Raw genomic sequence first — 26,874 nt, forward strand, 5'->3', positions numbered from 1 at the left:
CAGGGCACCTGTCCTTTGCATTCATTCGTCGGAATCCGCCCTCTTCCCGCCGCCGACCTGCATAGGTAGGTGTGCCTGAGAGGGCGGATTCCGACGAATGAATGCAAAGGACAGGAGTGTCGGCGGATGGACTTTTGGGAGATGAGCGGCCGGGCTCGTGAAGTACGGGCGTTGTATGCCGAGTTGGAGGTACGGCGTGACGGGCGAGCGTGGTCGGTCACCGAGTTGATGAATGGGTTCACCGGTGACGTCGGGGACCTGGCCAAGCTGATCGGAGCACATACCGGTTCGCGGCCGGGACCAGTCGATTTGGCGGCCGCGCTTGGGCATGAGCTGGCGGATTGCCTGTGGAGTGTGCTGGTGATCGCCGATGCGGTTGGCGTCGATCTCGAGCACGCATTCACGACCACGATGGACGATCTCGAACACCACGTCCGCAGCCAACTCCCGTCGGCGTAACCGAACTCCCCCGTCGTACAAGTGCGTCTTAAGGCCGTGCGGCGGCAGCTAATGCGCGGGCGGCAGTGCAGGCCTTGGGGAGGTCGGCGGGTGTGAGGTTGGCGAGGATTTCGTCGAGGTTTGCTAGGCCAGCTTGGGTTAGGAGGGTTTTCTCGTTCGTGGTCCATTCACCGCGGGCGGAGAGGATGGCGTGGGCGGCGTACGACGTGGCGACTGTAAGGGTGGCGGCGCATTGGGCTAGGCGGCCTTGGGCGGCGTGGGCCGTGGTGGCGTAGCCGAAGGTGAGGTCGGCGAGGCTCCACCAGACAGCTGGGGCCTTCTCGCGGAGGGCTTCGGGGTACGTCGGACGTGGCGGGTCGCCGCGGAGGATCTGGTTGATCGCGAGTTCGCCGACGACGATGTAGCTGGGGATGCCGGCCAGGTGGAACATCAGGCGTTCGATCCGGAAGCGGCCTTCGCGCGCTTCGGCCAGCTCGTGCTCGACCGAGTTGAGGTCGCGGTAGTGGATGTCGACGGGCCGCCCGTCCACCTCGAGCCAGGCGCCGCCGTTGAAGACGCCGCCTCCCCACGCTCCCAGTTCCGCGACTTCGCCGGGCCAGCCGACGTCGCGCAGGTGCCGCGGATCGAACTCGCCGCGGTAGTAGATCGAGAGATCCCAGTCGCTGTCGGGGCGATTCGTACCTTGCGCCCGCGAGCCGCCGAGCGATACGGCCTCGACACCCGGTAACTCGGCCAGGCGATCGGCCAGGCGTCCGAGAAATGCTGACTCGTCAGCGGTGTGGTCCGGCCTGTGAGAGGTTGGATCGGACATGCCCGTAATTGTTGCCGAAGGCCCACGCCTCGGCACACGATTTACGGGATGAGGTGATTCGCAGCCTGGGGAAGGATGCATGGAGGATCACGAAGCACTGGCGCTCTGGGCCGCCGACTGCGCCGACCGCGTCCTCAACCTTTTCGAGCAGGTCCATCCCACTGACGACCGCCCGCGTCTCGCGATCGAGGCTGCGCGTGCTTGGGCCGCCGGGGAGATGCCGATGACCGAGGCGCGGGCCGCCGCGTTCGCCGCGCACAAGGCGGCCCGCGAGGCCGAGCATCCCGCCGCACGTTCGGCCGCACGCGCCGCCGGACATGCGGCCGCGACTGCGCATGTGGTGACACACGCGCCACACGCCGCGGCGTACGCGGCCAAGGCAGCCACCCAGGCGAGCGAAGACGAGATGGCAACGGTGGAAGAACGCGACTGGCAATACCGCCGCCTCCCCGACCACCTCCGCGCCAAAGTCTTCCCAGCCAGCACCCGCTGACCTCCGCACGCCCGATCGCCCGCCGGCCGCCTCCCACCTTGCATTCATTCGTCGGAATCCGCCCTCACAGGTCACCGGACCCGCACAGGTTCGCGGCGGCTGAGGGCGGATTCCGACGAATGAATGCAAAGTGCGGGAGGCTGGCGCCTTTGGTCACAAGGGACCGATGATGCGCGACACGCCGCGTCACAAGGGACCGATGAGCGGGATACCGACACGCCGGGTGGGAGACCGGCGCGGGACGGCGGGGACGCAGCAGCCGCCGGGTCCAGTGGAGGGAACCGGCGGCTGCGTGGGAATGACCTACTGGCTACGGCCTACTTGGCTACTACTCGGAGGGTGAATTCGGTGTCGCCGTTGGCGGTTTGGCTGCTTACCAGGCCGGCGGACTTGAGGGCTTTGAAGTCCGGGTTGTCGAGTTGGCGTGGGGCGAAACCGACCAGGGCTTCGAAGTCGACGTACGCCAGGACGATGGCGTTGTCGGTGTTCGGGACGGCCTTTTTGAAGGCTTCGCTGGCGCCTAGGCCGCCGTCCTTGAGGACCTCGTCGGCGTACGCCTGGGAGGTGGCGAGGACGAGGGTGTCGGAGTCTTGCGCCTTCACGATCGGGACGTCGACGTTGCCCTGGTTGCGGGCGATGCCGAGCAGCTTGTCGGCCACTGCGCCCGCCTTGGCGGGATCGGTGTTGCTCTTGGCCGCGACCTTCGGACCACCCTCGCTGGACTTGTCGAGCGAGACGGCGAAGCTCTTGCCGAGCAGCACCTTGAGGTCATCGGGCAGCACCAGGCCGTACTGCTCGGAGAAGCCCCGGGCCAGTTCGGACGGGTTGAACTTGTCGCTCGAGACCTTCTGCAGCTGCGCCCAGACCTGGCCGATGAGCGAGTCGCCATCGCCGATACCAATCGCGGCCGCGGTGGTGGTCGGCAGTGTGTTGACGGCTGGGGCGGCGCCACCGGTCAGCGGCTTCTTCGTGGCGGTCGGGTCGCCGTAACCGACGCCCTTCAGCTCGACGTAGTCGCCGTCGAACCGCAGCGCCGCGGCGAAACTGCCAGAGGTGATCTTGAGATCGCCCTGCTTCAGCTCCTTGGCCGCCAGCGCCGCCATGCCCTCGCTGTCGATCCAGACCGACGCGAAGCCGGGTTCGCCGAGGTCGTCCATCGACTTCTTGAACTCGGCGTTGTTGGCGAGCGGGTTGTTCTTGCCGTCGGCAACGGCCTTGTCCGCGGCGGCCTGGTCCTCGGCCAGCAGCACGTAGTCACCGTTGAACGCCATGCCCGGCTTGTCGTCCGGGTCCTCGTCGGCGAACAGCTTCTCCAGGCCGGCCTTGGCCTTGCCCTCGTCCTTGACCTGGACGGCGACGATCGGCTCCGGGTCCTTGTCGGCACCCGGCACCGCGACTACGCCCGCGCGGTCGCCGAGCCAGGGGTCGATGTCCTTCTTGAAGTCGACGTCGGCCAGGTCGTCGCCCGACTCCTTCTTGATGAACTCGAACAGCTTCTGGCGCAGGTCGTCGTTGTCGCTGGTGATGCCGATTTCGTTCTTGACCGACGGGAACTTCATCATGAACCGCAGCGCCGCGACCTTCTGGCCCGCGCCCGGGTCGAGGTCTACGCGGGCATACGCGACGGCGTTGCCCGGCAGGACCGCCTCGGGCTGGTCACCGCCGCCGTTCAGCCTGCTGTACGCGAAGGCAGCACCGCCGCCCGCGACGATGAAAACGGCCAGGGCCGCGATGAGCGGGACGAGCTTGCTCCGGCGCTTCCGCGGCTCGGGCTGCCACTGCTGCATGTGCGGGCCGCCCGGACCACCCGGGCCGAAGCCGCCCTGCTCGACCTGTCCGTACGGCGTGCCGGAAGCGCCGCCGTACTGACCCGCTCCACCGGGCTGACCGTACTGCCCCGGACCATACTGCCCGGGCTGACCGCCGAACTGCCCCGGGCCGCCAGGCTGGCCGCCGTACTGGCCAGGCCCGCCGGGATGACTTGGTGCGCCGTACTGGCCGGGGCCGGGTTGGCCCGGACCGCCTTGTCCGTATGGCGGTTGGCCCGCGGGCGGACCGTAGGGCCCGGGCTGAACCGGACCGCCCGGACCGTAAGACCCAGGCTGGCCGGCAGGCGGACCATAAGGCCCGGCCTGGTTGGCACCGGGATACCCCGGGCCGGGTTGGCCGCCGTACGGCGGGTTGGTGTGGTCAGACATCGAGCCCCCTCGGATCGTCCGGCCGATCGCCGGGCCGGGTCAGGTTAGTGCATCCACGGCGTCTGCTCGGACGCAGGTGAGGCCGGTCCGGTTGCAGCCGCGGGCGGATCATTCCGCCAGGTCGTGGCCGCGATAACGGCGGCGACCAGAGCTGCCCCGACGATCCAGGATGCGAGGGGGGTCCAGCCATGCAGTTCGAGCGGTGCCGGCAGGAGGTCGCCTGGTTTGGCCGCCTCCAGCCTGGGGTCCAGCGGATCATGGCCGAGGAGCATACCGACGCCCCAGGCCACGCCGGAGCCGAGCGCTGAGCCGGCGACGACGATCGCGACCGCCCAGGGGCCATAGCGGTGCAACCACCAGAACAAGGCGCCGCCGATCACCAGGCCGGCGATGAATCCGATCGCGGTGAAGGTGCCGTCGGGGCCGAAGACCCGGGTCATCTCCTCCTCCCCCAGCGAGCCGCCATCAGCGTCGACCGAGTAGCGGGCGAGCGGTGCGTACTGCTGCCAGACCCAGCCGCCGATCGCGCCCACCACCAGAAAGACCGCGACGGTGACACTCAAGGCGCGGGCCCACGGCAATGAGGGCTCAGGGGCGACGGCCGGCTGGTAATAGGGCTGCGGATACGGCTGGGGATACTGACTCACCTCGCCAGTGTGACCCATCACCTGAGGCCTCCCCGAAGAAGCCCCATCAGCTGGCCAGGCAATGCGGACCGAGCAACGCCTTGAGATCCGCCATCAGCGAAGGCGTCGGCGTGACCCGGAACCGGTCGCCGATCCGCATCACCGTCGTCTTCTGCCGGGCCTGTAGGCGCAACTGCACCTCGGTCATCCCCGGGTGGGCCGACAGCACCTCGCGCAACTGCTCGACCACCGGCGGCGTACACCGGTTGACCGGCATCGAGATGACCACCGGACCGGACGGCCCCTCGGTCAGGTCGGGCACGGTGACGTCGGAGCCACTCAGCTCGACCCGGTCGTCGCGGCGCCGGATCCGGCCCTTCATCAAGATGATCGCGTCGTTGACCAGCACATGCGCGGCGAGCTGGTACGCCGAGGAGAACATCATCACCTCGATCGAACCTTCCAGGTCCTCCAGCGTGACGATCGCGTAGATATCGCCGCGTTTGTTGACCTTTCGCTGCACCGAGGTGACCAGACCGCCGATCGTGACCTGAGTCCCGTCGGGGCGCTCCTCGTCCGCGAGCAGCTGGCCGATCGTGCAGTCGGTGCCGTTGGTGAGCACGTGCTCGACGCCGAACAGCGGGTGGTCCGAGACGTACAGACCGAGCATGTCCCGCTCATGCGCGAGCTTGGTGGCCTTGTCCCACTCCTCGATCTCGGGCACCGTCACGGTCAGCCGGCTGCCGCCCTCACCGCTGTCGTCATCGCCCATGCTGAACAGGTCGAACTGCCCGTGCGCCTCGTTGCGTTTGAGGTCGATGGCCTCGTCGACCGCCTGCTCGTGCACGGCGACGACGGCCCGGCGGGCGTGGTTCATCGAGTCGAACGAGCCCGCCTTCGCCAGCGACTCGATGACGCGCTTGTTGCAGACCGGCAGCGGCACCTTGTCGATGAAGTCCACGAAATCGGTGAACCGGCCCTCGGACTCACGCGCCGACACGATCTCGGCCACCACGTTGACGCCGACGTTGCGGATCCCGGACAGGCCGAAGCGGATGTCGGTCCCGACCGGGGTGAAGTTGGAGTCGGACTCGTTGACGTCGGGCGGCAGCACCTTGATGCCCATCCGGCGGCATTCGTTCAGGTAGATGGCCATCTTGTCCTTGTCGTCCTTGACGGACGTCAGCACAGCGGCCATGTACTCCGCGGGGTAGTTCGCCTTCAGGTAGGCGGTCCAGTACGAAACCAGACCGTACGCCGCGGAGTGCGCCTTGTTGAACGCGTAGTCGGAGAAGGGCACCAGGACATCCCAGAGCGCCTTGATCGACTTCTCGGAGAACCCGTTCGCCTTCATGCCCTCGGAGAACCCGACGTACTCCGCGTCGAGCACCTCGCGCTTCTTCTTACCCATCGCCCGGCGGAGCAGATCCGCTTTACCCAGCGTGTAGCCGCCGAGTTTCTGCGCGATCTCCATCACCTGCTCCTGATACACGATCAGGCCGTACGTCGTGCCGAGAATGGGCTCCAGCGCTACCGCGAGCTCGTCGTGTGGGTAGCTGATCTCCTGCTGGTTGTTCTTCCTCAGCGCGTAGTTGGTGTGCGAGTTCGCACCCATGGGACCTGGCCGGTAGAGCGCGCCGACGGCGGAGATGTCCTCGAAGTTGTCGGGTTTCATCAACCGCAGCAGCGCCCGCATCGGGCCGCCGTCGAACTGGAAGACCCCGAGCGTGTCACCGCGGCCGAGCAGCTCATAGGTCTTGGCGTCGTCAAGGGTCTCGCCGAGCGCGTCGAGGTCGAGCTCGATGCCGTGCGCCGCTTCCACGTTCTTGACGGCGTCGTCCATGATCGTCAGGTTGCGCAGACCCAGGAAGTCCATCTTGACCAGGCCGAGCGTCTCGCAGCTCGGGTAGTCGAACTGGGTGATGATCTGGCCGTCCTGCTCGCGGCGCATGATCGGGATCAGGTCGATCAGCGGCTCGCTGGACATGATCACGCCGGCCGCGTGCACACCCCACTGGCGCTTCAGGTTCTCCAGGCCGCGGGCGGTGTCGACGATCTTGCGCACATCGGCGTCGGACTCGTAGAGCGCGCGGAACTCGGTCGCCTCGCTGTACCGCTTGTGCGCGGAGTCGAAGATGCCGGACAACGGGATGTCCTTGCCCATCACCGCGGGCGGCATCGCCTTGGTGATCCGGTCACCCATCGCGAACGGATAGTCCAGCACCCGGCCGGCATCCTTGATCGCCTGCTTGGCCTTGATCGTGCCGTAGGTGACGATCATCGCGACCCGGTCGTCGCCGTACTTCTCGGTGACGTAGCGGATCACCTCGGGGCGGCGACGGTCGTCGAAGTCGATATCGAAGTCGGGCATCGACATGCGCTCCGGGTTCAGGAAGCGCTCGAAGATCAGACCGTGCCGGAGCGGGTCGAGGTCGGTGATGCGCATCGCGTAGGCGCACATCGAACCGGCACCGGAACCACGGCCCGGGCCGACCCGGATGCCCTGGTCCTTGGCCCAGTTGATGAAGTCGGCGACGACGAGGAAGTACCCCGCGTAGCCCTTCGAGACAATGACCTCGATCTCGTACTCGGCTTGCTTGCGGACGTGGTCCGGCACGCCGGCCGGGTAGCGCTTGTGCAGGCCGGTCTCCACCTCGGAGACGAACCAGGACTCCTCGTTGTGACCCTCCGGGCAGGGGAAGCGCGGCATGAACCGGCCCTCCCCCTCGGTGAAGGTGACGTTGCAGCGCTCGGCGATCAGCAGCGTGTTGTCACAGGCCTCGGGATGATCGCGGAACAGCTCGCGCATCGCGTCGGCGGGCTTCAGGTAGAACTCGTCCGCGTCGAACTTGAACCGCTTCGGGTCGGACAGCGTCGAGCCGGACTGCACGCACAGCAGGGCCGCGTGCGCGACCGAGTCACCCGGGTGCGTGTAGTGCAGGTCGTTGGTCGCGAGCAGCGGCAGGCCGAGGTCCTTCGCGAGCTTCAGCAGGTCGGTCTGGACGACTTTCTCCACCGGCAGCCCGTGGTCCATCAGCTCGCAGTAGAAGTTCTCCGCGCCGAAGATGTCCCGGAACTCCGCGGCCGCCGCGACGGCCTCCTTGTACTGCCCGAGGCGCAGCCGGGTCTGGACCTCGCCACCGGGACAGCCCGTGGTCGCGATCAGCCCATCGCCGTACGTCTGGAGCAGCTCGCGGTCCATCCGGGGTTTGAAGTAGTACCCCTCGAGGCTGGCGAGCGACGCCATCCGGAAGAGGTTGTGCATGCCGTTCGTGTTCTTGGCGAGCAGCGTCATGTGGGTATACGAACCACCACCCGAGACGTCGTCGCTGCTGTTACCGCCCTCGCTCCATTTCACCCGGCGGCGCTCGGTGCGGTGCGTCTGCGGGGTGAGGTAGGCCTCGACGCCGATGATCGGCTTCACGTCGTACTTCTGCGCGGTCTTCCAGAACTCATAGGCCCCGAAGACGAAGCCGTGGTCGGTGGTCGCGAGGCCGGGCATGCCCATCTGCTCGGCGGTCTTGAAGAGCTCGTTGATCCGTGCGGCGCCGTCCAGCATGGAGTACTCGGTGTGGTTGTGCAGATGCACGAAACTGTCGGCGGACGGCATGTCTGAGCAGACCTCCAGGGGACGCCGGTGAGCGGGAAGAACCTCACCCTAAACGGCGGCTAGGACAGTTTTTGAATCGCCTCTCCGAGCACCCCGAACACCGCCCGATATCCGGGCGCGTCAGACCACCTGACGGGATGAACCGGTGACCAGGAGCGCCTGGCCGTCGCGGAGAGTTAGGTGCGGTACGCCGGTTCGGCGGTAGAGGTCGACGATCGGGCGGACGAGATCGGTCTCGGGATGTCCCGGCGAGTCGACATGCGGCACGATCGCCTCGTCGATCAGCCCGAGGCCGTCCCACAGCACCTCGCCGTCAACGTCCGACACGGGGTCACACAGCTCGAGACCGCGCAGGCTCGGAGCCAATACGCAGGCGCCCGCGCTGTACCCGGCATAAACGATCGAGTCCGCCTCAAGCGCCGACTTAAGTAGTACGTCGAAACCGCTGCGAGCAAACGCCGTACGCAGGACGAAAACGTTCCCGCCGCGCACCCACACCCCGTCGTACCCCTGAAGGTCGACAGACGAGCGGAGGTCGAGCTCGACGCCGGTCAAACCAAGCCCGGCGAGATCCGCAAGCTCACGCTCGACCATCTCGGCCCGGAGCTCAGCCGGTACGGCGTCCAGGGCGTTCGCGATGACCGCCACCCGCGCGCGTTCACTCTTGAAGAGCGCGCGCAGGTGTTCGGGATGATCCCCCAGCCGGTACGACGAAAGGTAGAGCCGCATCTGCCTAGTAGGCGTCCGCGAGGGCTTCGAGGGCCTTCTCGATGTCGGACGGATAGGTCGAGCTGTATTCGACGTACTCCCCCGAACCCGGGTGCGTGAACCCGAGGCGCATGGCGTGCAGCCATTGTCGGGACAGGTTGAGGCGCTCCGCTAGGACCGGGTCGGCGCCGTACTGCGCGTCTCCGCAACACGGATGGCCGACGGCCGCCATGTGCACGCGAATCTGGTGGGTCCGGCCCGTTTCGAGGGTGATCTCGAGCAGCGTCGCGAAGCGGAATGCCTCGAGGGTTTCGTAGTGCGTGACGCTGGGCTTACCACCGGCGACCACGGCGAACTTGTAGTCGTGGTGGGGATGCCGGTCGATCGGGGCGTCGATGGTGCCGGTGAACGGGTCCGGGTGGCCCTGGACCAGCGCGTGGTAGATCTTCTTGACCGTGCGGTCCTTGAAGGCCTTCTTGAGCACGGTATAGCTGTGCTCGGTCTTCGCGACCACCATCAGGCCGGAGGTGCCGACGTCGAGGCGGTGCACGATGCCCTTGCGCTCGGCGGCACCACTGGTCGAGATGGCGAAACCGGCGCCGGCGAGATGGCCGATGACGGTCGGGCCGGTCCAGCCCGGGGACGGGTGGGCCGCGACTCCGACGGGCTTGTCGACGACCACGATCTCGTCGTCGTCATGCACGATGCGCAGGCCTTCGACCATCTCGGGCACGACCTGGATCTCGCCCGGAGGCGGCGGGATCTCGACGTCCAGCAGGGAGCCGGCAACGACCCGGGCCGACTTCATCGCGCTGGCGCCGTCGACCTGGACCAGGCCGGCGTCGATCATCTCGACCGCCTTGGTCCGCGAGAAACCGAACAGGCGGGACAGTGCGGCGTCGAGACGCTCACCAGCCAGACCGTCCGGCACGATCACTGTGCGCGAATCACTCACTGGTTGCCTTCCCTGCTCCGGACGATACTTCCCGGGTGCCGTCTAGCTTGATACCGCGCAATGTCTGCACGATCATCAGGATCGCGGCGGTTGTCACGGCCATGTCGGCCACGTTGAAGATCGCCCAATGCGGCAGCTGCAGGAAGTCGACCACATGCCCGTGGAACGGCGACGGCTCGCGGAAGATCCGGTCGATGATGTTGCCGACGGCACCCCCGAAGAGGAAACCGAAGGCCAGCGCCCAGCCGGTCGAGCCGAGCCGACGGGCCAGGTAGACCACGACCAGCGCAACGGTGATCTGGATGACCGCGATCACCGGGGTGTAGTCGCTACCGAGGCTGAAGGCGGCGCCGGGATTGCGGATCAGGTTCAGCCGGAGCAGCGATCCGATCATGTCGACCGGTTCGCCCGGCTCGAGGTTGTTCAGCGCGAGCACCTTGGTCAGCTGGTCCAGCCCGACCACGGCCAGGCCGATCAGGGCGAACAGCAGCGGTAGGCGGCGGCCGGCCGTGGGCTCCAAGGCCGGCGGCTCCGAAACCGTGGGCTCCTCGGACGACGACGCAGAACCGGCCGACGAGGTGTCGGCCGGTTCCGCGTCCTCCGGCTGCGCGCCCGGATCTAGCTCCGGGGCGTCACCGGGACTGGCTTCTGGTGTCTGACTCAGCGGCGTTCTTCGCGTTCTTTGCATGACACGCACAGTGTCGCACGCGGGAACGCCTGCAACCGACCCTTGCCGATCGGCTTGCCACAGCTCTCGCAGACCCCGTACGTCCCGTCTGCCAGCTTCGACAGGGCGTGCTCGATCTGCTCCAGCATGTTGCGCGCGTTGTTCGCCAGGTACATCTCGTTGTCGCGCTCCAAGGTGTTGGAGCCGACGTCGGCCGGGTCGTTACCGGCGCCGTCGCCACCGTCCCGGAACAGGCCGGCGATCTCCTGCTCGGCCGTGTTCATCTCCTCACGCAGGTGCTTGGCGTCGGCTTCCAGCTCACCGCGGATCTCGGCGATCTCCGCTGTCGTCCACGGGGCCTCGCTCGCTCCGACAGTGAGTTTGTCCGCTCCCTTGGCAGCTGCCTTGCCGGACGCCGGGGCCGCTGTCTTGTTCTCGCTAGTCTTCACTGCCACCCTTTTCGTCGGTGTTGCCTGGGCAGATGCCTTCTTGGCAGTTGTCGTGGCCTTGGCGTTCATGGCCTTAGCGGGGGTCTTGGCCGGCGCTTTCTTGGCCGGGGCCTTCTTAGCCGGGGCTTTCGCGGCCGGAGCCTTGGCGGCTGGGGCCTTGGTGGCCGCAGTCTTCTTGGCCGGGGCCTTCTTCGCCAGCGTTTTTTTGGCCGTGCCGGTCTCAGCGGATACCGCGGCCTTCTTCTTGACCACGGGCGTGCGTACGGGGGCGGACTTCTTCGGAGCCGATGTAGCCATAGCGACTACCCCCTGCAATCGTCGGGGACTGATGCGGACTGGTCGCAAGAATGTAGGGCACGCACGGTCCACGTACCAGCCCGACGCGCAGACCGTGGACATACGGTAGTCGGTTCTTCAACCACACTCGATGTTGTTTGCGTCATATGAGACGAGTTGTGACTTCGGGGAGTGACACAAACGGTTCAACTGTGCTACGCGCTGCTAACCGAGCAACTCGCTGAGACGATCCGCTGACGCACCGTCGACTTCGAGTAGTTTGTCCCGGCTCGTCGCGCCCCGCACCAACGTCACTGCCGACCGCCGTACGCCGAAGGCCGTAGCGACCGCTTCGAGCACGGCGCGAGTCGCCTGCCCCTCGACCGCCCGGGCGGCAACCGAGACGACCAGCGCGACACCGCCCGGTCCGTCGTACCGGCCGCCGACGCTGGTTCGCGATGTACCCGGCTTCACTCGTACCAAAACCCGCATCCCGAAAGTGTCTCAGTCCTCCGCGATGGGCCGGCCGTAGTCGACCGCCGCGAGGACTTCCGCGGATGCCGCGGCGCGGAACAGGGCGTCCGGCCGGGCGCCGAGCGCGTCGTTCACGGTCGAGAAGGCCAAGCGCAGCGCCACGAACACGGTGATCGCGACGACCTCCGCGTCCGTGAATCCGGCCTCCTTCAACTCCTGTACGTCGCCCTCGCTGGTGCCGTTCGCGTCGCGCGCCACCTTCCGGGCCCAGTTCGCCAGCGCCCGCTCGGACTCGGTCAGACCATCGTCGAGCCCCTCGATCACCCCGGCCGCGAGGTTGGGATCGGCCTCGAGACCGAGCTTTCGGCCCCAGGCCAGCGAGCAATACGAATCACCCAGCGTCGACGCCGTCGCGAGGACGAGGATCCCCTTCCGCCGTACGTCGAGGTTCGCGGCCTCGGCGCACTGCGCGAGCAGGCCGAACAACGCTTCGTGCGCGGCCGTCTGGTGCGCCCAGACACGGGTGATGTTCATGACCTGCCCGAGCTCGTTCACGTCATTTTGGTACATCGCGAGCGTCTCGGGCGAAGGTTCGGCCACGGGCCCGGGCAGGAATGCGGTCGCGGTCATCGGCTATCCGTTCAGGAGTTGGGTCAGGACTGGGTTGTCGATATCGGCTGCCATCAACGCGGCCGCGCCGAGCGCCGTACGGTCGCCTAGTCGGTGCTTGTGCAATTGCGCCCGTACGACCAGCTCGCGCATGTCGCAGCGGGCGGCGAGCGCGTCCAGCCGCGCCAATAACGGCAGAGCGCGGGCCGGTTCGTCCCGGTCGAGCGCGGTGGTGATCATCGTGTCGAGCACGTGAGCGTGGATCCACTGATAGCGATCCGGCCCACGGTTGGAACGCGTCGCGGCCTCGCCGAACCACTCGATCGCCCCGCGATGATCCCCGCGCAGGGTGCTGAGCAGGCCGAGCGCCCGCGCGGTCATGCCCTCCCAGCACGGATCGCCGAGTTGGCACGACTGGACCCACGCCTGCTCGAGATCATCCGCCGCCGCGTCGAGCCGTCCGTCGTACAGGTCGATCTCGGCCCGCAACGCCTCCGGCCAAGGCAGGAACGCGATCCACCGCTGCTCGTGTGCCAGCTCGATCGACCGCGCGACTACGGCGCCGGCCTGCGCGCGTTCGCCCCGGAGTAGGTGGGCCCGGCCGAGGATCGAGAGCGACCAAGCCTGCTGGCGCGAATCGCCTGCCGCGGTAGCCCGGTCGACCGAGTCCTCGAGATGCCGGAAGGCCGCCGGGTAATCGGCCCGGTCCGAGGCGTTCATCCCCCGCACCCCGAGTACGGCGGCCAGCTCGGCATCGGTCCGCGCGACGGCCTGCGCCTTCGCCAACCAGGCGTCGGCCGTCTTCCGCCGACCGGCATGGACCTCCACGAAACCGAGCAGCCGGTACGCCGTGACCAAGGCGGCGTCATCCCCGGCCTGAGTGGCGAGGTCGATCGCTTCGTGGAGGATGAGCGCGCCTTCCTCATCGCGCCCGCGGACGGAGTGGACGAGTGCGGCGCCTAGTGCCGCGAGCGTCCGTCCGTGCAGGGCGAGATCCTGGCAGCGGGCCGCCTCGGAAACGGCCCGGCGCAGGCACTCGACCCCGGCGTCGGCCGCGCCTGCCGCGATGGCAGCCCGGCCCGCCTCGAGCTGCCCGACCGCCGAGGCCCGGCCGCTGGCCAACGGTCCGGGGATCCGCATCTTCCCCCTCATCTCGCTGCTCGCCTCGGTGCTTGTCTTGGTGCTTGTCTTGGTGCCGGCCCCGGTGCTGGGCCTGGTCAGGGTGGCGGTTGGGGCGTTGGCCGCCTCGTGGAGGGCGAGCGAGGCCTCGATGCCGACCTCGACGCGGAGGATGTCCTGGCAGACGGCGACCTGCTTGAGCGCGGCATGCCGGTCGCCGGTCTGGGCCAGGCTGCGAACGAGCAGCTCGTGGTTCCCCTCCTCAAGCGGATTGCATGCCACCGCCCGGCTCGCATACGTCACGGCATCACTCGCCCGGCCGGCGGCGAGCAGCGCGACGGCCTTCTGATGCAGCCGGGCCTCGATCCGGGACGAGACCCGATGCCGCTCGACCAACAGCCAGGACTCGAACTCCAGGCTCGACGGGAGTTCCAGCCCTTCGAGCAGCTCACCCGTGGCCGAGAGCAGGTCGGCTTCGTCCTGCATGACGAGGAGTACGTCGACCGTGAGGTCCTCGCCGAAGTCGGTACTGACCGGATCTCCCCCGAGTACGCCTGGCACGCCGAGCGCCCGGCGCAACTCCGCCAAGGTCCAGCGCAGCGCGCCGAGCGGGTCCTCCGCGTCCGCGAAGAGCAGATCGGCCAGGTGCCGGCGGCTCGGCGGCCGATCCGCCAGCAGCAGATAGGCCAGCAGCGCCCAAGCCTTCCGCCCCCGCGGCGGCCGCATCACCTGACCGTCCCGCACGATGGCCGGCGGACCCAGTAAACGAATCGTCACCATGTTTCCAGCACTCCCCCCGAGCACATTGTGACGCCGATCCCCACTCCCGTCTGCCCCCTCGCCGACCTGCCCCTTGCCGACCATTTGGGACCTGCCCCCTGGCGACCTGCCCCTTGGCTACCTGCCCCTTGGCTACCTGCACCTCGGCGCCGGTCGGGCCGGTCGTTAGTGCCGGATGCCTACTGCCTCGAGGTACTCGCCGGGTGCGTACAGCGTCCCGTCGGTCGCCTTGTTGTACCGAGCTGCCACCTCGGTGAGGTCCGCCGCGAACTGCGCCCGCGGCGTCTCGTCGAGCGTTCCGGCGAGGCGGGTGATCGGGCCGTAGTACTGCGTGAACCACTCGGAGAAGTGCTCCGGCGAGTGGTAGCAGAACTCGAACGTACGACGCTTGAGCACCGTCCACTCGACCTTGTCGCCGAACAGCTCCGCCAAGCGCGCCTCCGTGCCCCACAGCATCGGCGACACCACCCCCGCAGGAGGCGGCGGCGCGTACTTGCCAATCACCTTGAACATCGCACCGACCAGGCTCTCGGGCGTCCAACTCGCGAGCGCGATCCTGCCGTTCGGACGGGTTACCCGAACGAGCTCGCTCGCGGCCCGGAACTGGTCCGGCGCGAACATCACGCCAACCGTGCTGAGACTCGCGTCGAACTCATGATCCTCGCAGGGGAGTTCCTCGGCATCGCCCTCAATGAAGGTGACCGGTAGGTGCTCTGCTTCCGCCCGCTCACGCCCTTGGGCCAGAAGATTTGCCGCGTAATCGACCCCTGTCGCGGTGGCAAACCGCCTAGCTGCAGACAAGGCGACATTCCCCTGACCACACGCGACATCGAGAACGTTCTCCCCCGCATGAACCTCCGCCGCCCCGACAAGCCTCTCGGCCATGATCTGCAAGGTGTTACCCACCCGCGGATAGTCGCCGGTCTCCCAACCCGCGCGCTGCTTGTCCTTGACCGCCTTGAAATCCACGGTGCCAGCTTCCATTTCCAGCATCTCCCCTCAATCCCCCACGACCGCACCCCCGCGGCCTCCCCACAACCTCCCCCACCCCCGTGTGACCCACCGTGTGACGCCCCACCCAACCTGTCAACCCCAAACCCCCACCCACCTAGCCCCACCCCGCTCACGCGACGTCCTCTCCCTGCTGCGCAGCCCCCTCCATGGCTGCGTTGATTCGTCTGCATCCGCTCGCCCCTTTCTGCGGCGGGTCCGTTTGGTCGCCTACGTAGGCGGGCGGATTCGGACGAATCAACGCTAATCGCCAGCCCGGTATCACCTTCGAACCGTGCTCTTCGGTGGGCACTCGTCCCCCTGAGTTCTTCCGAATTGTCAGGTGAACCCGGCCCGCGTCAAGGGCTCCATCGGCTACCGCCGACGCTAACGCGCCCTTGACCCGACCCGGGTCCACCAAGTGCGGCGGGCTATTCAGGGGGACGAGCGAAGTATGACCGCCTGCATCACGCCTCCCCATTCACAAATAGCCACCTAATTCCGTTCACGATTGGCCGGCTGATTCCGTTCGCGATGACCGACCGATTCCATTCACGGATGGCCGGCCAACGCCGTTCGCGGATTGCCGAGCGGTGCGGTCCTCGATGGCCGGGCGCTGCCCTTCACGAACGCCCGGGGTGACGCCACGCACGATTGGCCGGGCGATGCCGTCCGGTGGCGAGTGGCGCAATCCTCAGTGGTCGGGTGCCGCCGTGCACGGACGCCAGGGTGGTGCCGCGCTCGGTGGCCGGGTGGTGCCGTGTTCGGGTGGCGGGTTGGCGCGGAATGCTCTTGCCTGGCGAGGGGTAGCCATCGTGCGGGTGGCTTACCACCCCGGGTTGGCGGTTTCGAGGGGTCGTTGCAACACCGGGTTGGTTTCTAGGTGGTGAGTAGATCACGTAGGCGTTCGGCTGGGGTGTCCCAGTCGAGCGTTTTGCGTGGTCGCCCGTTGAGTTCTTGGGCGACGTGTTCGAGGTCTTCGGGTCCGTGGATGCTCAGGTCGGTGCCCTTGGGGAAGTACTGGCGCAGTAGTCCGTTGGTGTTTTCGTTGGTGCCGCGCTGCCAGGGGGAGTGCGGGTCGCAGAAGTAGACGGCCATGTCGGTGGCGATGGAGAACTGTTTGTGTTTGGCCATTTCGCAGCCCTGGTCCCAGGTCAGCGAGCCGCGCAGATGGCCGGGCAGGGTTTTCATCGTCGCGATGAGACCGTCGCGGACCTGTTCGGCGTCGTGGCCGCCGGGCAGGTGGACCAGCATCGTGTAGCGGGTGGTGCGTTCGACCAGGGTGGCGATCGCGGACCGGTTGTTCTCGCCCATGATCAGGTCGCCTTCCCAGTGGCCGGGAACCGCGCGATCGTCGGCCTCGGCGGGCCGCTCGGAGATCATGATCATCTCCTCGACGAACCGGTGCTGGCGCTGGCCGGGCTGGCGTTGTGGTTTGCGGCGGGTCCGTCCGGTGCGCAGCGCGGTCTGGACTTCGCGTTTGAGGCCGCCGCGGGCCTGGAAGTAGAGCGCCTTGTAGATCGTCTCGTGGCTCACGCGCATGCTCTCGTCGTCGGGGAAGTCCTTGACGAGCCTGTTCGAAATCTGCTCCGGCGACAACTTCCGCTCCAGACCCAGCTCGACCTGCTCACGCAACGCGGGATCGGTGACCAGCTTTGAGGTCTTGGGCCGGGCCCTGGCGGCCGCAGCGTCGCGGTGGGCTTGGTGGGGCAGGTAGGTTCCTTCAACACTGTGGGCGCGGATCTCACGAGAGACTGTGGACTTGTCCTTGCCGATGCCGGCCGCGATCGCGGTCAAGGTGAGTTTGTTGACCCGCCCATCGGCGATCGCCAGCCGCTGGTCCAGGCACAGGTAACGGTCGCTGATCACCGCGTCAGCTGATGGGGTCATGGAAGTGGAGTATCGGGTTGTGGTGCCGTAGTCCACGACCCGCCCATCGGGATAGACCCGCGTGTTGCCCACCCTGCGGACCCCGTGATGCCAGTCCCGCGCAGTACCCGGATGCACGCCCACCTCCTTGGCTGCGCGCGTGATGGACCAGCCCGCCTCCAGCAACTCCTCGAGGCGGACCCTGGCCTGGGTCTTGCGTTTCACGGCCCGCACCGCGGGAACCAGCCCGGCCACGACAAGGATCCGCCGGGCAGTGTCATGCCTCAACCCGCAGGCCGAACCCGCGCCAGTGATGTTCCCCGATTCCTTGAACACCGCGATGACCTGCTCCCGCAACGCATCAGTGATCACCGTGCGCGGACGCGAACCACGGCCACGAGCCCGCAAGATCTCATAGCCACGACCACGCCCGATCCCCAACGACTCACACGCAGCCGCTACCCCGACCCCCGAATCCACCAGCCGCAACAAGGCAGCACCGTGACGCTCGTTGTCCTCCACAAACGACATAACCATCACAACTCCTCAAATCGAGGTGTTGCAACAACCACGTGAACCCGCCGTTCCGGGGTGGTAACCCACCTCGCGGATGGCCAGCCACTCCCAGCACACACCATCCCGGCGACGGCACCGGCCATGACCCTATTCCGAGGGTCGACCTGCGGAATGGGGGGTGGACTCGCGAAATTTGCCATGTCGACTCCCCATTCCGCGGGTCGACCCTCGGAATAGGGCGGCGCACATCCGGATTTGGAGGGCGCATCGCCAAAATTCGGGATGGCGCTCTCGATTTGGAGGGTTAACGTCTGAGATTCTGGGTTCCGGGCCGTTTAGTTCGCACCGGAACCCAGGAGATGACGGGATAACGCACGAATTGCGGGCACATAACCGCCGCAAAGACGTGCAGCATCATCTTCCTGAGCGAACTGGACGTTTTCCGGCCCGAAAAACGTCCAGTTGACTCAGGAAGCCGCACCACTCGCCATCCCAGACCGGACGGCGTACGCAAACGGGCAGACCTCACCCGTCCCCCTGATAGCTGCCGCCTTTGGCCGGTTCGGGCCGCGTCAAGGGCGCGTCAGCGTCGGCGACAGCCGATGAAGCCCTTGACGCGGCCCGGACCGGCCTGACAATTCGGAAGACTCAGGGGGACGGGTGCCCACCAACGACCCGGCCAACCGGCAAGGGTTAAGGATTCGTGTTCGGGCAAGGCGTGGTCGTAGACTTCGAAGGGCGTAATCACAAGGCGTTGATGGGGCTATCACCCCGGAGTCGCTGGAAGAACGGCCGCAAGGCTCAGTAGAACCAGCAGTGGTGCGTTTACGAGTGGGTGGCGCGTTCGACCGTCACCAAGAAGGGTGGTACCGCGGGACTCTGGCGACGGCGCCGGTCTCGTCCCTTCGTCAGGTTCGGGCTTTTCTGACGGAGGAAGTGCACGATGGCGGATCCAACCACTCCCTGGAAGCAGGTCCCGGCGCAGGTCGACCTCCCCGGGATGGAACGGGAGATCCTCGCCCACTGGGATGAGAACGACACGTTCGCGCGCAGTCTCGAGCAGACGGCGGGTGGTACTCCGTGGACGTTCTACGAGGGCCCGCCCACCGCCAACGGCATGCCCGGCACGCACCACATCGAGGCGCGCGTCTTCAAGGACGTGTTCCCGCGCTACCGGACGATGAAGGGTTACTCGGTCGAGCGCAAGGCCGGCTGGGACTGTCACGGTCTGCCGGTCGAGGTGGCCGTCGAGAAGGAACTCGGGTTCAACGGCAAGAACGACATCGAGGCGTACGGAATCGCGGAGTTCAACGCGAAGTGCCGGGAGTCGGTGTTGCGGCATGTCGGCGCGTTCCGCGAGCTCACCACCCGGATGGGCTACTGGGTCGACATGGACGAGCCCTACCGCACGATGGACCCGCAGTACGTCGAGTCGGTGTGGTGGTCGCTGAAGCAGATCCACGACAAGGGTCTGCTCGTCGAGGACTACCGGATCACGCCGTACTGCCCGCGTTGTGGCACGGGTCTTTCCGACCACGAGCTCGCGCAGGGGTACGAGACGGTCGTCGACCCCTCGGTCTACGTGCGCTTCCCGCTGACGTCGGGTCCGCTCGCGGGCAAGGCGTCGATGCTGGTCTGGACGACGACCCCGTGGACGCTCGTTTCGAACACGGCTGTCGCGGTCCATCCGGACGTGACCTACGTGGTCGCGACGGACGGCAACGAGTCGCTGGTTGTGGCCGAGCCGCTGCTGGGCACGTTGGGCGAGGGCTGGGAGGTCACCGGGAAGTTCGCCGGCAAGGACATGGAGCGCTGGAACTACCAGCGTCCGTTCGAGCTGGTCGAATTCCCGGAGCCGGCCCACTTCGTCGTACTGGCTGAGTACGTCACCACCGAAGACGGTTCGGGTCTGGTCCACCAGGCTCCGGCCTTCGGCGCCGACGACCTCGTGGTCTGCCGTGCGTACGGACTGCCGGTCGTGAAGCCCGTCGGGGCCGACGGCACGTTCGACGCAGACCTGCCGTTGGTGGGCGGGCAGTTCTTCAAGAAGGCCGATACGGACCTGGTGAAGGACCTGCAGGCGCGAGGCGCTCTGTTCCGCCACGTGCCGTATGAGCACCCGTATCCGCACTGCTGGCGCTGCCACACTCCGGTGATGTACTACGCGCTCCCCTCCTGGTACATCCGCACCACCCAGGTTAAGGACGCACTGCTCCGGGAGAACGAGAAGACCAACTGGTACCCGGAGTCGACCCAGTGGGGCCGGTACGGCGACTGGCTGAAGAACAACATCGACTGGGCGCTCTCGCGGTCCCGCTATTGGGGTACGCCGCTGCCGATCTGGCGGTGCGCCGAGGACCACCAGGTGTGCGTGGGTTCGCTGCAGGAATTGGGCGAACTCGCCGGCCGGGACCTCAGCAACACCGACCCGCACCGGCCGTTCGTCGACGACATCACCTTCGCCTGCCCGACCTGTGGCGAGACGTCGACCCGGGTGGCCGAGGTGATCGACGCCTGGTACGACTCGGGCTCGATGCCGTTCGCGCAGTGGGGATACCCGTGGGTGGAGGGCTCGAAGGAGAAGTTCGAGCAGGCCTACCCGGCGGACTTCATCGCCGAGGCGATCGACCAGACCCGTGGCTGGTTCTACACGTTGATGGCGATCGGCACGTTGGTGTTCGACGAGTCGTCGTACCGCAATGTCGTCTGCCTCGGGCACATCATGGCCGAGGACGGCCGCAAGATGTCCAAGCACCTCGGCAACATCCTCGAGCCGATCCCGTTGATGAACGACCACAGCGCGGACGCGGTGCGCTGGTTCATGGCCTGCTCCGGCTCGCCGTGGAAGCCGCGCGGTGTCGGGCCGAACGTGCTGAACGAGATCGTCCGCAAGGTGCTGCTGACGTACTGGAACACGGTCGCCTTCCACGCGTTGTACGCGCGGCTGGCCGACTGGGATCCGACGGCCGAGGCCCCCGCAGTCGCGGATCGTTCGGTGCTGGACCGGTGGCTCGTCGGCGAGACGAACCGGCTGGTCCGCGATACCGAAGCGGCGTACGACGACTACGACACGGCGAAGCTCGGCCAGTTGATCGGGCAGTTCGTCGACGTGCTCTCGAACTGGTACGTACGGCGCTCGCGCCGCCGGTTCTGGGCGGGTGACGCCGGCGCGCTGGCCACCCTGCACGAGACGCTCGAGGTGCTGACCCGGTTGATGGCGCCGCTGACGCCGTTCGTGACCGAGCGGGTCTGGCAGGACGTGTTCCGCCCGGTCGGCGTCGGCCTGCCCGAGTCGGTGCACCTGAGCAGCTTCCCGGCGTACGACGCGGGGCTGATCGACGACACCCTGGCCGTCCACATGTCGATGGCCCGTCGCGTCGTCGAGCTCGGGCGGTCGGCCCGGGCCGAGGCCAAGGTCCGGACCCGGCAGCCGTTGAGCCGGGCGCTGGTCGGGTCGGCGGCGATCGCGGATCTGGAGCAGGAGCTGCTGACCGAGATCGCGGACGAGCTGAACGTGGGTTCGGTCGAGCCGCTGTCGTCGGCCGGGGCGGACCTGGTCGAGTTCAGTGCCAAGGGCAACTTCCGCGAGCTCGGCAAGCGGTTCGCCAAGCAGACGCCGGTGGTCGCGAAGGCCATCGCCGAGGCGGACGCGGCCGAGCTGGCCGCTGCGCTGAAGGCGGCCGGGAAGGCGTCGGTGCAGGTTGATGGTGCCGACGTCGAGGTGAGTGCGGACGAGGTGCTGCTGTCGGAGCGCCCGCGCGAAGGCTGGTCCGTGGTCAACGAGCAGGGCGAGACCGTCGCCCTCGACCTGGAGGTCACGCCCGCGCTGCGGCAGGCCGGTCTCGCCCGCGAGGTCGTCCGTACGCTCCAGGAGGCTCGCAAGAACGCCGGCCTCGAGGTGTCGGACCGCATCGAGGTCTGGCTCTCCGCCACCGGCGAACTCGCCGACGCCCTCGCCCACCACGGCGACGAGGTCGGCCGCGAGATCCTCGCCGTCGCCCTCCACCACAACGCGGCCACGGCCGCCGACCTGGTGACCGGCACCGACGAGGAGCTAGGCCTCACCTACTGGCTCCGCAAGTCCTGACCTAGCAACTAACGGCCGGAGGTCTTCCGCGAGGAGGCCCTCCGGCCTCTTTTTTGCATTCATTCGTCGGAATCCGCCCTCTCAGCGCCGCTGCCCTGTACAGGTCAGCGGACGACAGAGGGCGGATTCCGACGAATGAATGCAAAAAAGAGGAAGCTGTCTCACGATGTGGGCATGACGAAGAGGCGGTGCCGCCGGAAGGCACCGCCTCTTACTCGTCTAGCTCAGATCAGACGCCGTGGCCGTGGGCCTGCGCACGGGTGGCTTCCGGGCGGAAGCCGTTGCGCGGGCTGAGCGTGTCGTCGCCGTTGCCGAGAGCCTTGAGCTGCTCGGTGAAGTAGGTCTTCAAACGGCTGCGGTACTCGCGCTCGTAGGCGTGCAGGTCGTCGATCGTGCGCTCCAGCTGGCCCTTCTGCTTCTCCAGGGTGCCCAGCATCTGCGCGCGACGCTCGCTGATCTCGCCGTCCAGCTTCTCGGCGCGGGCACGGGCCTCGCCGGTCATCCGGTCGGCCTTGCCACGAGCCTCGTTCTCCAACCGCTCGGCCTTGGCGCGAGCTTCACCGATGATCTTGTCAGCGGTGTCCTTCGCCTCCTGGACCAGGTCGTCGGAGTGCTTGGTGGCCATCTCCAGCAGGCGCACGGCCGAGCTGGAGGCGTCCCCGACGGTCCCTGCCGCCGCAGCAGCCCCCGCAGCGGCTACGGCCGGAGCGACGACTGGCGGGGGGGCAGGAGCCTTCTCCTCGGGCTTCTCGACCACGGGAGCAGGCTTCGGCGCCACGGCAGCCAGGCTGGCGGTGGCATCCGGCTGGCGGTCTCCACCACCGGCACGCTGTGCTGCCGCGAGCTTGGCCCGCAGCTCCTCGTTCTCCGCGAGGAGGCGCTCGAGCTCAGCCTCCACCTCGTCGAGGAAGGAGTCGACCTCAGTGACGTCGTAGCCCTCCCGTAAGCGGACGGGAGTGAACTGCTTCGAACGGACGTCATCCGGCGTCAGCGGCATCTTTCACCTCGTTTGTCTGTGTCTTGGCGGGCCCCCGTGGAGCAGGACCTCGGCGACCTCAGTAGATCACGTTATCGCTTCGTTGTGTTCTGACGGAATCGGGGCAGGGGAAAACCCTCCCGATCCGTGTCACTCTGGTCTGCTCTTACCCAGCCCTCCCGGGTTCATCCACGCTGATTTCCACCCTGATGCCGCCCTCATTCCGGCCGCCGGTGGTCAGATCGAGCGGAGCGCGGTCGTGTTGATCGACATGGCCAAGGAGACCAGGACGAACAACATCAGCATGGACAGGTCGATCCGGACCCCGCCCGCGCCGATCGGCGGCAGAATGCGGCGCAGCGGCCGCAAGAAGGGGTCCGTGACCGAGTACACAACCTCGAACAGCAGCAACAGCGGCCCCTTGGGGTGCCACTGCGGCGCGAACATCACGATCAGGCTGAGCACGAACCGGGCCACCAGCACGAAGAAAAAGGCCAGTAGCACCCAGTACAGGATGATGAGGACGAGCTCCAGAGCATTCATGTCAGTCCGAGTGTAGAAGACTGACGTGGCAACCGGTCAGCTCTGGTTGAAGAATCCACCCTGGGCGATCCGTTCCTTGTCCTCCGCGGTGACCGTGACGTTCGGCGGGGAGAGCAGGAACACCCGCGAGGTGACCCGGTCGATCGCGCCCCGGCAGCCGAAGATCAGGCCGGCAGCGAAGTCCACCAGACGCTTGGCATCGGCGTCGTCCATCTCGGTCAGGTTCATGATCACGGGCGTGCCGTCCCGGAAGTGTTCCCCGATCACCCGCGCGTCGTTGTACGTCCGCGGGTGCAGGGTGGTGATGCGGGCCAACTCGGTAACCTCCGGGGCAGCTGAGACACCGCGCCGATCTGACAACTTGCTGACCTTTCCGTTCGGCTCGGTCGTGCGCTGAGCAGCGGGCTCGGCCTCGTCAGGCTCGGACTGCACGTCCTCGTCGTCGTCGGTGAACTCGTCTTCTTCGTCGTAACCGTCGTAGTCGTCGTCATAGCGCGAGCCGTAACGATCACTGTCCTCGACCAAGCCGAGGTACACACCCATCTTGCGCAGCGCGCCGCTCATGGCCCTCCAGCCTTTCGGTCGATCCAGGACGGATACTTCGGTGTCGACACTAACCCAGCACAGGACGCGTTCCGAGTAATGCGCGCCCGAGGCGAACGTGTGTCGCCCCACGTGTGATAGCGGCCTCGAGATCCTCGCTCATACCCGCCGAGATCCAGTCCGCACCAGGGTGATCGGAGCGTAGCCGGGCCGCTACGGAGGCGAGTCCGTCAAAGGCCTTCGCCGGGTCGCCACCGAGCGGCGCGACGGCCATCACGCCACCGAGCTCCAGCCCCTCGGCGGCCGCCACCGCGTCAGCAAGCGCCGGTACGTCGCCAGGCTCGACGCCACCACGGGAGCCCCCAGCTGAGCCCGGTCCGTACTCCTCGAGGCTCACCTGTAGCAGGCACCGGATCGACCGGCTTTCGCTGGACGCCGCACGGGATAGCGCGGTCACGAGTGAAAGCCGGTCGACCGAATGCACGACGTCGGCGTACCGGACGACCGAGCGGGCCTTCTTCGACTGGAGCTGCCCGACGAAATGCCAGGTCACGTCCAGGTCTTGCGCCTCGGGCGCCTTGGCCTTGAGCTCCTGCTCCCGGTTCTCCCCCACGTCGGTGACGCCGAGGGCAGCCAGGGCACGCACATCGTCGAGCGGGAAGGTCTTGGTGATCGCGACCAGCGTCACCTCGTCCGGCGACCGCCCGGCCGTCGTACAGGCGTCGGCGATCGACCGCCGGACCCGCTCGAGGTTTTCCTTCAGCTCAGTCAGGCGATCGGTCACGGCAGCAATCTCACCACGCCGGCCAGGCGACCGCTGGCCTTGCCCTCCCGGCGGTACGAGAAGAGGTCGGCGGACTCGATCGTGCAACGCGACGCGTCCGTCACCCTACAACCCGCCTCGGCCAGCTGGCTCGCCACGCCCGCACCGACGTCCAGCGCCGGCGTACCCCAGCTCGTCTCGGCGTACGACGCGGGCACCTTGGCGACCACCTCGTCGCGCATCTCGGCCGGCACCTCGTAGCAGCTGCCGCACACGTGCGGCCCGACGATGGCCAGGATGTCCTCGGCGCCGAGCTCGCGCATCGCGTTGACCGCGGCCGGTACGACGCCCGCGACCATCCCGGGGCGGCCCGCATGCACCGCGCCCGCGACGCCGTTGACCGGATCGGCCAGCAGGATCGGCACGCAGTCGGCCACGCGGATGCACAACGCGACATCGGTCCGGGTGGTGACCATCGCGTCGGCCGTGGCCATCGGCGAACCGAAGGTCAGATCCGCGTCCGGTCCGACGTGATGCACGTCCGCGCCATGCACCTGGCTGACCCGGATCAGCGCGCCGTGCCCGACGCCGAACTCGTGCGCGACGCGGCGCACGTTCTCCGCGACGGCCTGGACGTCGTCACCACTGGCACTGCCGAGATTGAGCTCGGCAAACGGCGCTTGGCTCACCCCGCCGTACCGATCGGTGAAAGCGAACCGAACTTCGTCGATCACTGCATCAAAGCCGAACACCCACAAACCCTAGCCGGTCGCACCCACTGCCGCCGCTTCGTCCCTCAGGGCGCGAGACGTCGCCGGATCAGCGAGCACGTGGTCGAGGGCTTGCCGGTACGCCAGACCGAACGCCTCTTCAGCCGGTACGGCGTACTCGGGGTGGACGCCGGTGCCCTCCCAGTTCGTGCCGGAGATCGGATTCACCGAGCGCTGGACCGGGATCGTGGCCTCGAGATGCGGGTGCAGCTTGAAGCCCTCGCGGGGATGGGCTCCACCGCGAGTGCGTTCACCGATCAGCGTGGCGCGTTTGAGCTGCTGCAGGTTATACGACAGCTCCTCGCCACCGGAGAACGTCGAGCCGCTCGTGAGAACCCAGAGCGGCCGCTGCGCGCCGTACCGAGGGCCGGCGAGGTGTGGGACGGTCCAGTACTGGTTGATCGTGCCGGTGGCCGGAGTGTGCTGGTCGTTGAGGTGCACGGGTTCGGCGTCGAGCAGGTAGCTGCAGACGAGCGCGACCATGTGCGGGTCTCCACCAAGGCAGCCGCGCAGGTCGAGCAGCAGCCCGTTGGTTGCCGAGAGCAACTTCATCGCCGCCGCGAGGGCGTCACCGGCCATCTCCGGGGAATAAAGCAAAGGGCGGATCGCGAGTACGCCGATGTTGCCGGGCAGGCGTTCGACCCGGGCCATACCGCCGGCGTCCAACCGGGAACGCTCCAGGTAGTGGGCGTATTCGGCGCCCTCGTCGGTCTCGTCGACCACCTCGTCGATGTGGAACTTGAGCCGCAAATGCTTGTCGTTGTTGCCGATTTGGAGGTCGGCCGTGACGAGGGCGCCGAAGGCCTCCGGATCGCCCAGGTCGTCGTACCGACCGGTCTTGAGGTTGTCCCGGAGGCGAGCAGCCACGGTGGTGCCGACGTCGGGGAAGACGTAGTGCTCGCTCACCAGGTCGGCGAGCTTTTCGATGATTTCGTGGGCAGAGGTCATGTCGAGCAGTAGAGCACCGGCCTTGACAAAGCGTCAAGAGTATTTGACGCTTGATTGGTGACAGACGAGATGGATCCGGAGCTGAAGGTCGCGTCAGCCGAGCAGTTCAAGGCGTTGGGGCATCCGATGCGGCACCGGCTGCTGTTCGCCCTTGGGCAAGAGCCGGCCACGATCAGCCAGCTCGCGGTATCGCTGAATACGCGCAAGGGCAATGTGGCGCATCACCTCGGCGTGCTGCGTGAGGCCGGCATGGTGCGGGTGGTCGAGACCCGGCAGGTGCGGGGTGGGACCGAGCAGTACTACCGGCGAAGCGCCAGGATGCTGACCTTCAGCCCGGAGGCCGAGCGCGCGACCGTCGGGCCGACACTGCAGGCCGTCGCCGGGGAATTGGAGAACGCGACCGAGACCCTGCTGCTGAAGCTCCGCAACCAGCGCCTCACAAAGTCCCAAGCCGAAGCGCTATCGGCCCGACTCGAGTCACTCATCGACGAACTCCCCGACGCCGGCCCCGGCGAATCCCGCTACGGCATCGTCGCCACGGTCTACCAGACGCCTTCGTAAAGCATGACGCATTTTTGGCGTTCATTCGTCGGAATCCGCCCTCTAACGTCAGCGGACCTGTGCGGGTCCGCCTA

23 protein-coding genes are annotated in these 26,874 nt (G+C 67.2%); 4 read left to right on the forward strand and 19 right to left on the reverse strand.

Annotated features, from left to right (window positions below):
- The first annotated feature begins 126 nt into the window (after window positions 1-126).
- On the forward strand, window positions 127-459 hold the full coding sequence (locus OG394_RS10720; RefSeq protein ID WP_328994993.1) for a nucleotide pyrophosphohydrolase: 333 nt from the start codon (window positions 127-129) through the stop codon (window positions 457-459).
- Window positions 460-487: 28 nt separating this feature from the next.
- Here the strand turns inward: OG394_RS10720 and OG394_RS10725 are convergent, their stop codons facing one another.
- Window positions 488-1,270 (reverse strand): nucleotidyltransferase domain-containing protein, encoded by a 783-nt coding sequence (locus OG394_RS10725; RefSeq protein ID WP_328994994.1) that lies wholly within the window; start codon window positions 1,268-1,270, stop codon window positions 488-490.
- A 79-nt stretch (window positions 1,271-1,349) separates the two neighbouring features.
- On the opposite strand from OG394_RS10725, the gene OG394_RS10730 reads away from it, so the two are divergent.
- Window positions 1,350-1,763 (forward strand): putative immunity protein, encoded by a 414-nt coding sequence (locus OG394_RS10730; RefSeq protein WP_328994996.1) that lies wholly within the window; start codon window positions 1,350-1,352, stop codon window positions 1,761-1,763.
- Window positions 1,764-2,080: 317 nt separating this feature from the next.
- Here OG394_RS10730 and OG394_RS10735 read toward each other — a convergent pair whose 3' ends face one another.
- The 12 genes from OG394_RS10735 to OG394_RS10790 all read right to left on the reverse strand — a co-directional run bounded on the left by OG394_RS10735 (window position 2,081) and on the right by OG394_RS10790 (window position 17,258).
- Window positions 2,081-3,961, reverse strand: coding sequence for a DUF3352 domain-containing protein (locus OG394_RS10735; protein ID WP_328994997.1), 1,881 nt, complete (start codon window positions 3,959-3,961; stop codon window positions 2,081-2,083).
- A 44-nt stretch (window positions 3,962-4,005) separates the two neighbouring features.
- Window positions 4,006-4,608, reverse strand: a complete 603-nt coding sequence (locus tag OG394_RS10740; RefSeq protein ID WP_328994998.1) for a hypothetical protein — start codon at window positions 4,606-4,608, stop codon at window positions 4,006-4,008.
- Window positions 4,609-4,654: 46 nt separating this feature from the next.
- Window positions 4,655-8,197 (reverse strand): DNA polymerase III subunit alpha, encoded by a 3,543-nt coding sequence (gene dnaE, locus OG394_RS10745; protein ID WP_328995000.1) that lies wholly within the window; start codon window positions 8,195-8,197, stop codon window positions 4,655-4,657.
- 120 nt (window positions 8,198-8,317) lie between these two features.
- Window positions 8,318-8,926, reverse strand: coding sequence for a Type 1 glutamine amidotransferase-like domain-containing protein (locus tag OG394_RS10750; protein ID WP_328995002.1), 609 nt, complete (start codon window positions 8,924-8,926; stop codon window positions 8,318-8,320).
- Between the two features lie 4 nt (window positions 8,927-8,930).
- Window positions 8,931-9,860 carry an RluA family pseudouridine synthase gene (locus OG394_RS10755; RefSeq protein ID WP_328995003.1) on the reverse strand — a complete coding sequence of 310 codons (930 nt, stop codon included), beginning with the start codon at window positions 9,858-9,860 and terminating at the stop codon, window positions 8,931-8,933.
- Entirely contained in the window at window positions 9,853-10,548 is a 696-nt protein-coding gene (gene lspA, locus OG394_RS10760; protein WP_328995004.1) for a signal peptidase II, read from the reverse strand. Before lspA ends, OG394_RS10755 begins: the two co-directional genes overlap by 8 nt.
- Complete coding sequence (locus tag OG394_RS10765; RefSeq protein ID WP_328995005.1) at window positions 10,521-11,273, reverse strand: TraR/DksA family transcriptional regulator; 753 nt, start codon at window positions 11,271-11,273, stop codon at window positions 10,521-10,523. The genes lspA and OG394_RS10765 overlap by 28 nt, the downstream gene beginning before the upstream one ends.
- A gap of 204 nt (window positions 11,274-11,477) precedes the next feature.
- The gene (locus OG394_RS10770) at window positions 11,478-11,744 is read right to left on the reverse strand and encodes a DUF167 domain-containing protein (protein WP_328995006.1); all 267 of its coding nucleotides are present in this window, start codon (window positions 11,742-11,744) and stop codon (window positions 11,478-11,480) included.
- Between the two features lie 12 nt (window positions 11,745-11,756).
- Entirely contained in the window at window positions 11,757-12,356 is a 600-nt protein-coding gene (locus tag OG394_RS10775; protein ID WP_328995007.1) for a carboxymuconolactone decarboxylase family protein, read from the reverse strand.
- 3 nt (window positions 12,357-12,359) lie between these two features.
- Window positions 12,360-14,234, reverse strand: a complete 1,875-nt coding sequence (locus OG394_RS10780; protein ID WP_328995008.1) for an AfsR/SARP family transcriptional regulator — start codon at window positions 14,232-14,234, stop codon at window positions 12,360-12,362.
- Window positions 14,235-14,399: 165 nt separating this feature from the next.
- Complete coding sequence (locus tag OG394_RS10785; protein ID WP_328995010.1) at window positions 14,400-15,218, reverse strand: class I SAM-dependent methyltransferase; 819 nt, start codon at window positions 15,216-15,218, stop codon at window positions 14,400-14,402.
- Window positions 15,219-16,103: 885 nt separating this feature from the next.
- The gene (locus OG394_RS10790) at window positions 16,104-17,258 is read right to left on the reverse strand and encodes an IS30 family transposase (protein ID WP_442914290.1); all 1,155 of its coding nucleotides are present in this window, start codon (window positions 17,256-17,258) and stop codon (window positions 16,104-16,106) included.
- A gap of 1,294 nt (window positions 17,259-18,552) precedes the next feature.
- Here OG394_RS10790 and ileS point away from each other — a divergent pair.
- The gene (ileS, locus tag OG394_RS10795) at window positions 18,553-21,696 is read left to right on the forward strand and encodes an isoleucine--tRNA ligase (RefSeq protein ID WP_328995012.1); all 3,144 of its coding nucleotides are present in this window, start codon (window positions 18,553-18,555) and stop codon (window positions 21,694-21,696) included.
- Window positions 21,697-21,925: 229 nt separating this feature from the next.
- On the opposite strand, the gene OG394_RS10800 is transcribed toward ileS, so the two are convergent.
- The 6 genes from OG394_RS10800 to OG394_RS10825 all read right to left on the reverse strand — a co-directional run bounded on the left by OG394_RS10800 (window position 21,926) and on the right by OG394_RS10825 (window position 26,239).
- Window positions 21,926-22,693, reverse strand: a complete 768-nt coding sequence (locus tag OG394_RS10800; RefSeq protein WP_328995013.1) for a DivIVA domain-containing protein — start codon at window positions 22,691-22,693, stop codon at window positions 21,926-21,928.
- Between the two features lie 216 nt (window positions 22,694-22,909).
- Window positions 22,910-23,215 carry a YggT family protein gene (locus tag OG394_RS10805; protein ID WP_328995014.1) on the reverse strand — a complete coding sequence of 102 codons (306 nt, stop codon included), beginning with the start codon at window positions 23,213-23,215 and terminating at the stop codon, window positions 22,910-22,912.
- 36 nt (window positions 23,216-23,251) lie between these two features.
- Complete coding sequence (locus OG394_RS10810) at window positions 23,252-23,779, reverse strand: cell division protein SepF (RefSeq protein ID WP_328995015.1); 528 nt, start codon at window positions 23,777-23,779, stop codon at window positions 23,252-23,254.
- A gap of 49 nt (window positions 23,780-23,828) precedes the next feature.
- Window positions 23,829-24,542 (reverse strand): YggS family pyridoxal phosphate-dependent enzyme, encoded by a 714-nt coding sequence (locus OG394_RS10815; RefSeq protein ID WP_328995016.1) that lies wholly within the window; start codon window positions 24,540-24,542, stop codon window positions 23,829-23,831.
- Complete coding sequence (gene pgeF, locus OG394_RS10820; protein ID WP_328995017.1) at window positions 24,539-25,273, reverse strand: peptidoglycan editing factor PgeF; 735 nt, start codon at window positions 25,271-25,273, stop codon at window positions 24,539-24,541. The genes OG394_RS10815 and pgeF overlap by 4 nt, the downstream gene beginning before the upstream one ends.
- 9 nt (window positions 25,274-25,282) lie before the next feature.
- The gene (locus tag OG394_RS10825; RefSeq protein WP_328995018.1) at window positions 25,283-26,239 is read right to left on the reverse strand and encodes a S41 family peptidase; all 957 of its coding nucleotides are present in this window, start codon (window positions 26,237-26,239) and stop codon (window positions 25,283-25,285) included.
- Window positions 26,240-26,296: 57 nt separating this feature from the next.
- Between OG394_RS10825 and OG394_RS10830 the strand changes: the two genes are divergently transcribed.
- Entirely contained in the window at window positions 26,297-26,800 is a 504-nt protein-coding gene (locus OG394_RS10830) for an ArsR/SmtB family transcription factor (protein ID WP_328995020.1), read from the forward strand.
- Window positions 26,801-26,874 lie beyond the last annotated feature (74 nt).

It is taken from the genome of Kribbella sp. NBC_01245, assembly GCF_036226525.1.
Classification (GTDB): Bacteria; Actinomycetota; Actinomycetes; order Propionibacteriales; family Kribbellaceae; genus Kribbella.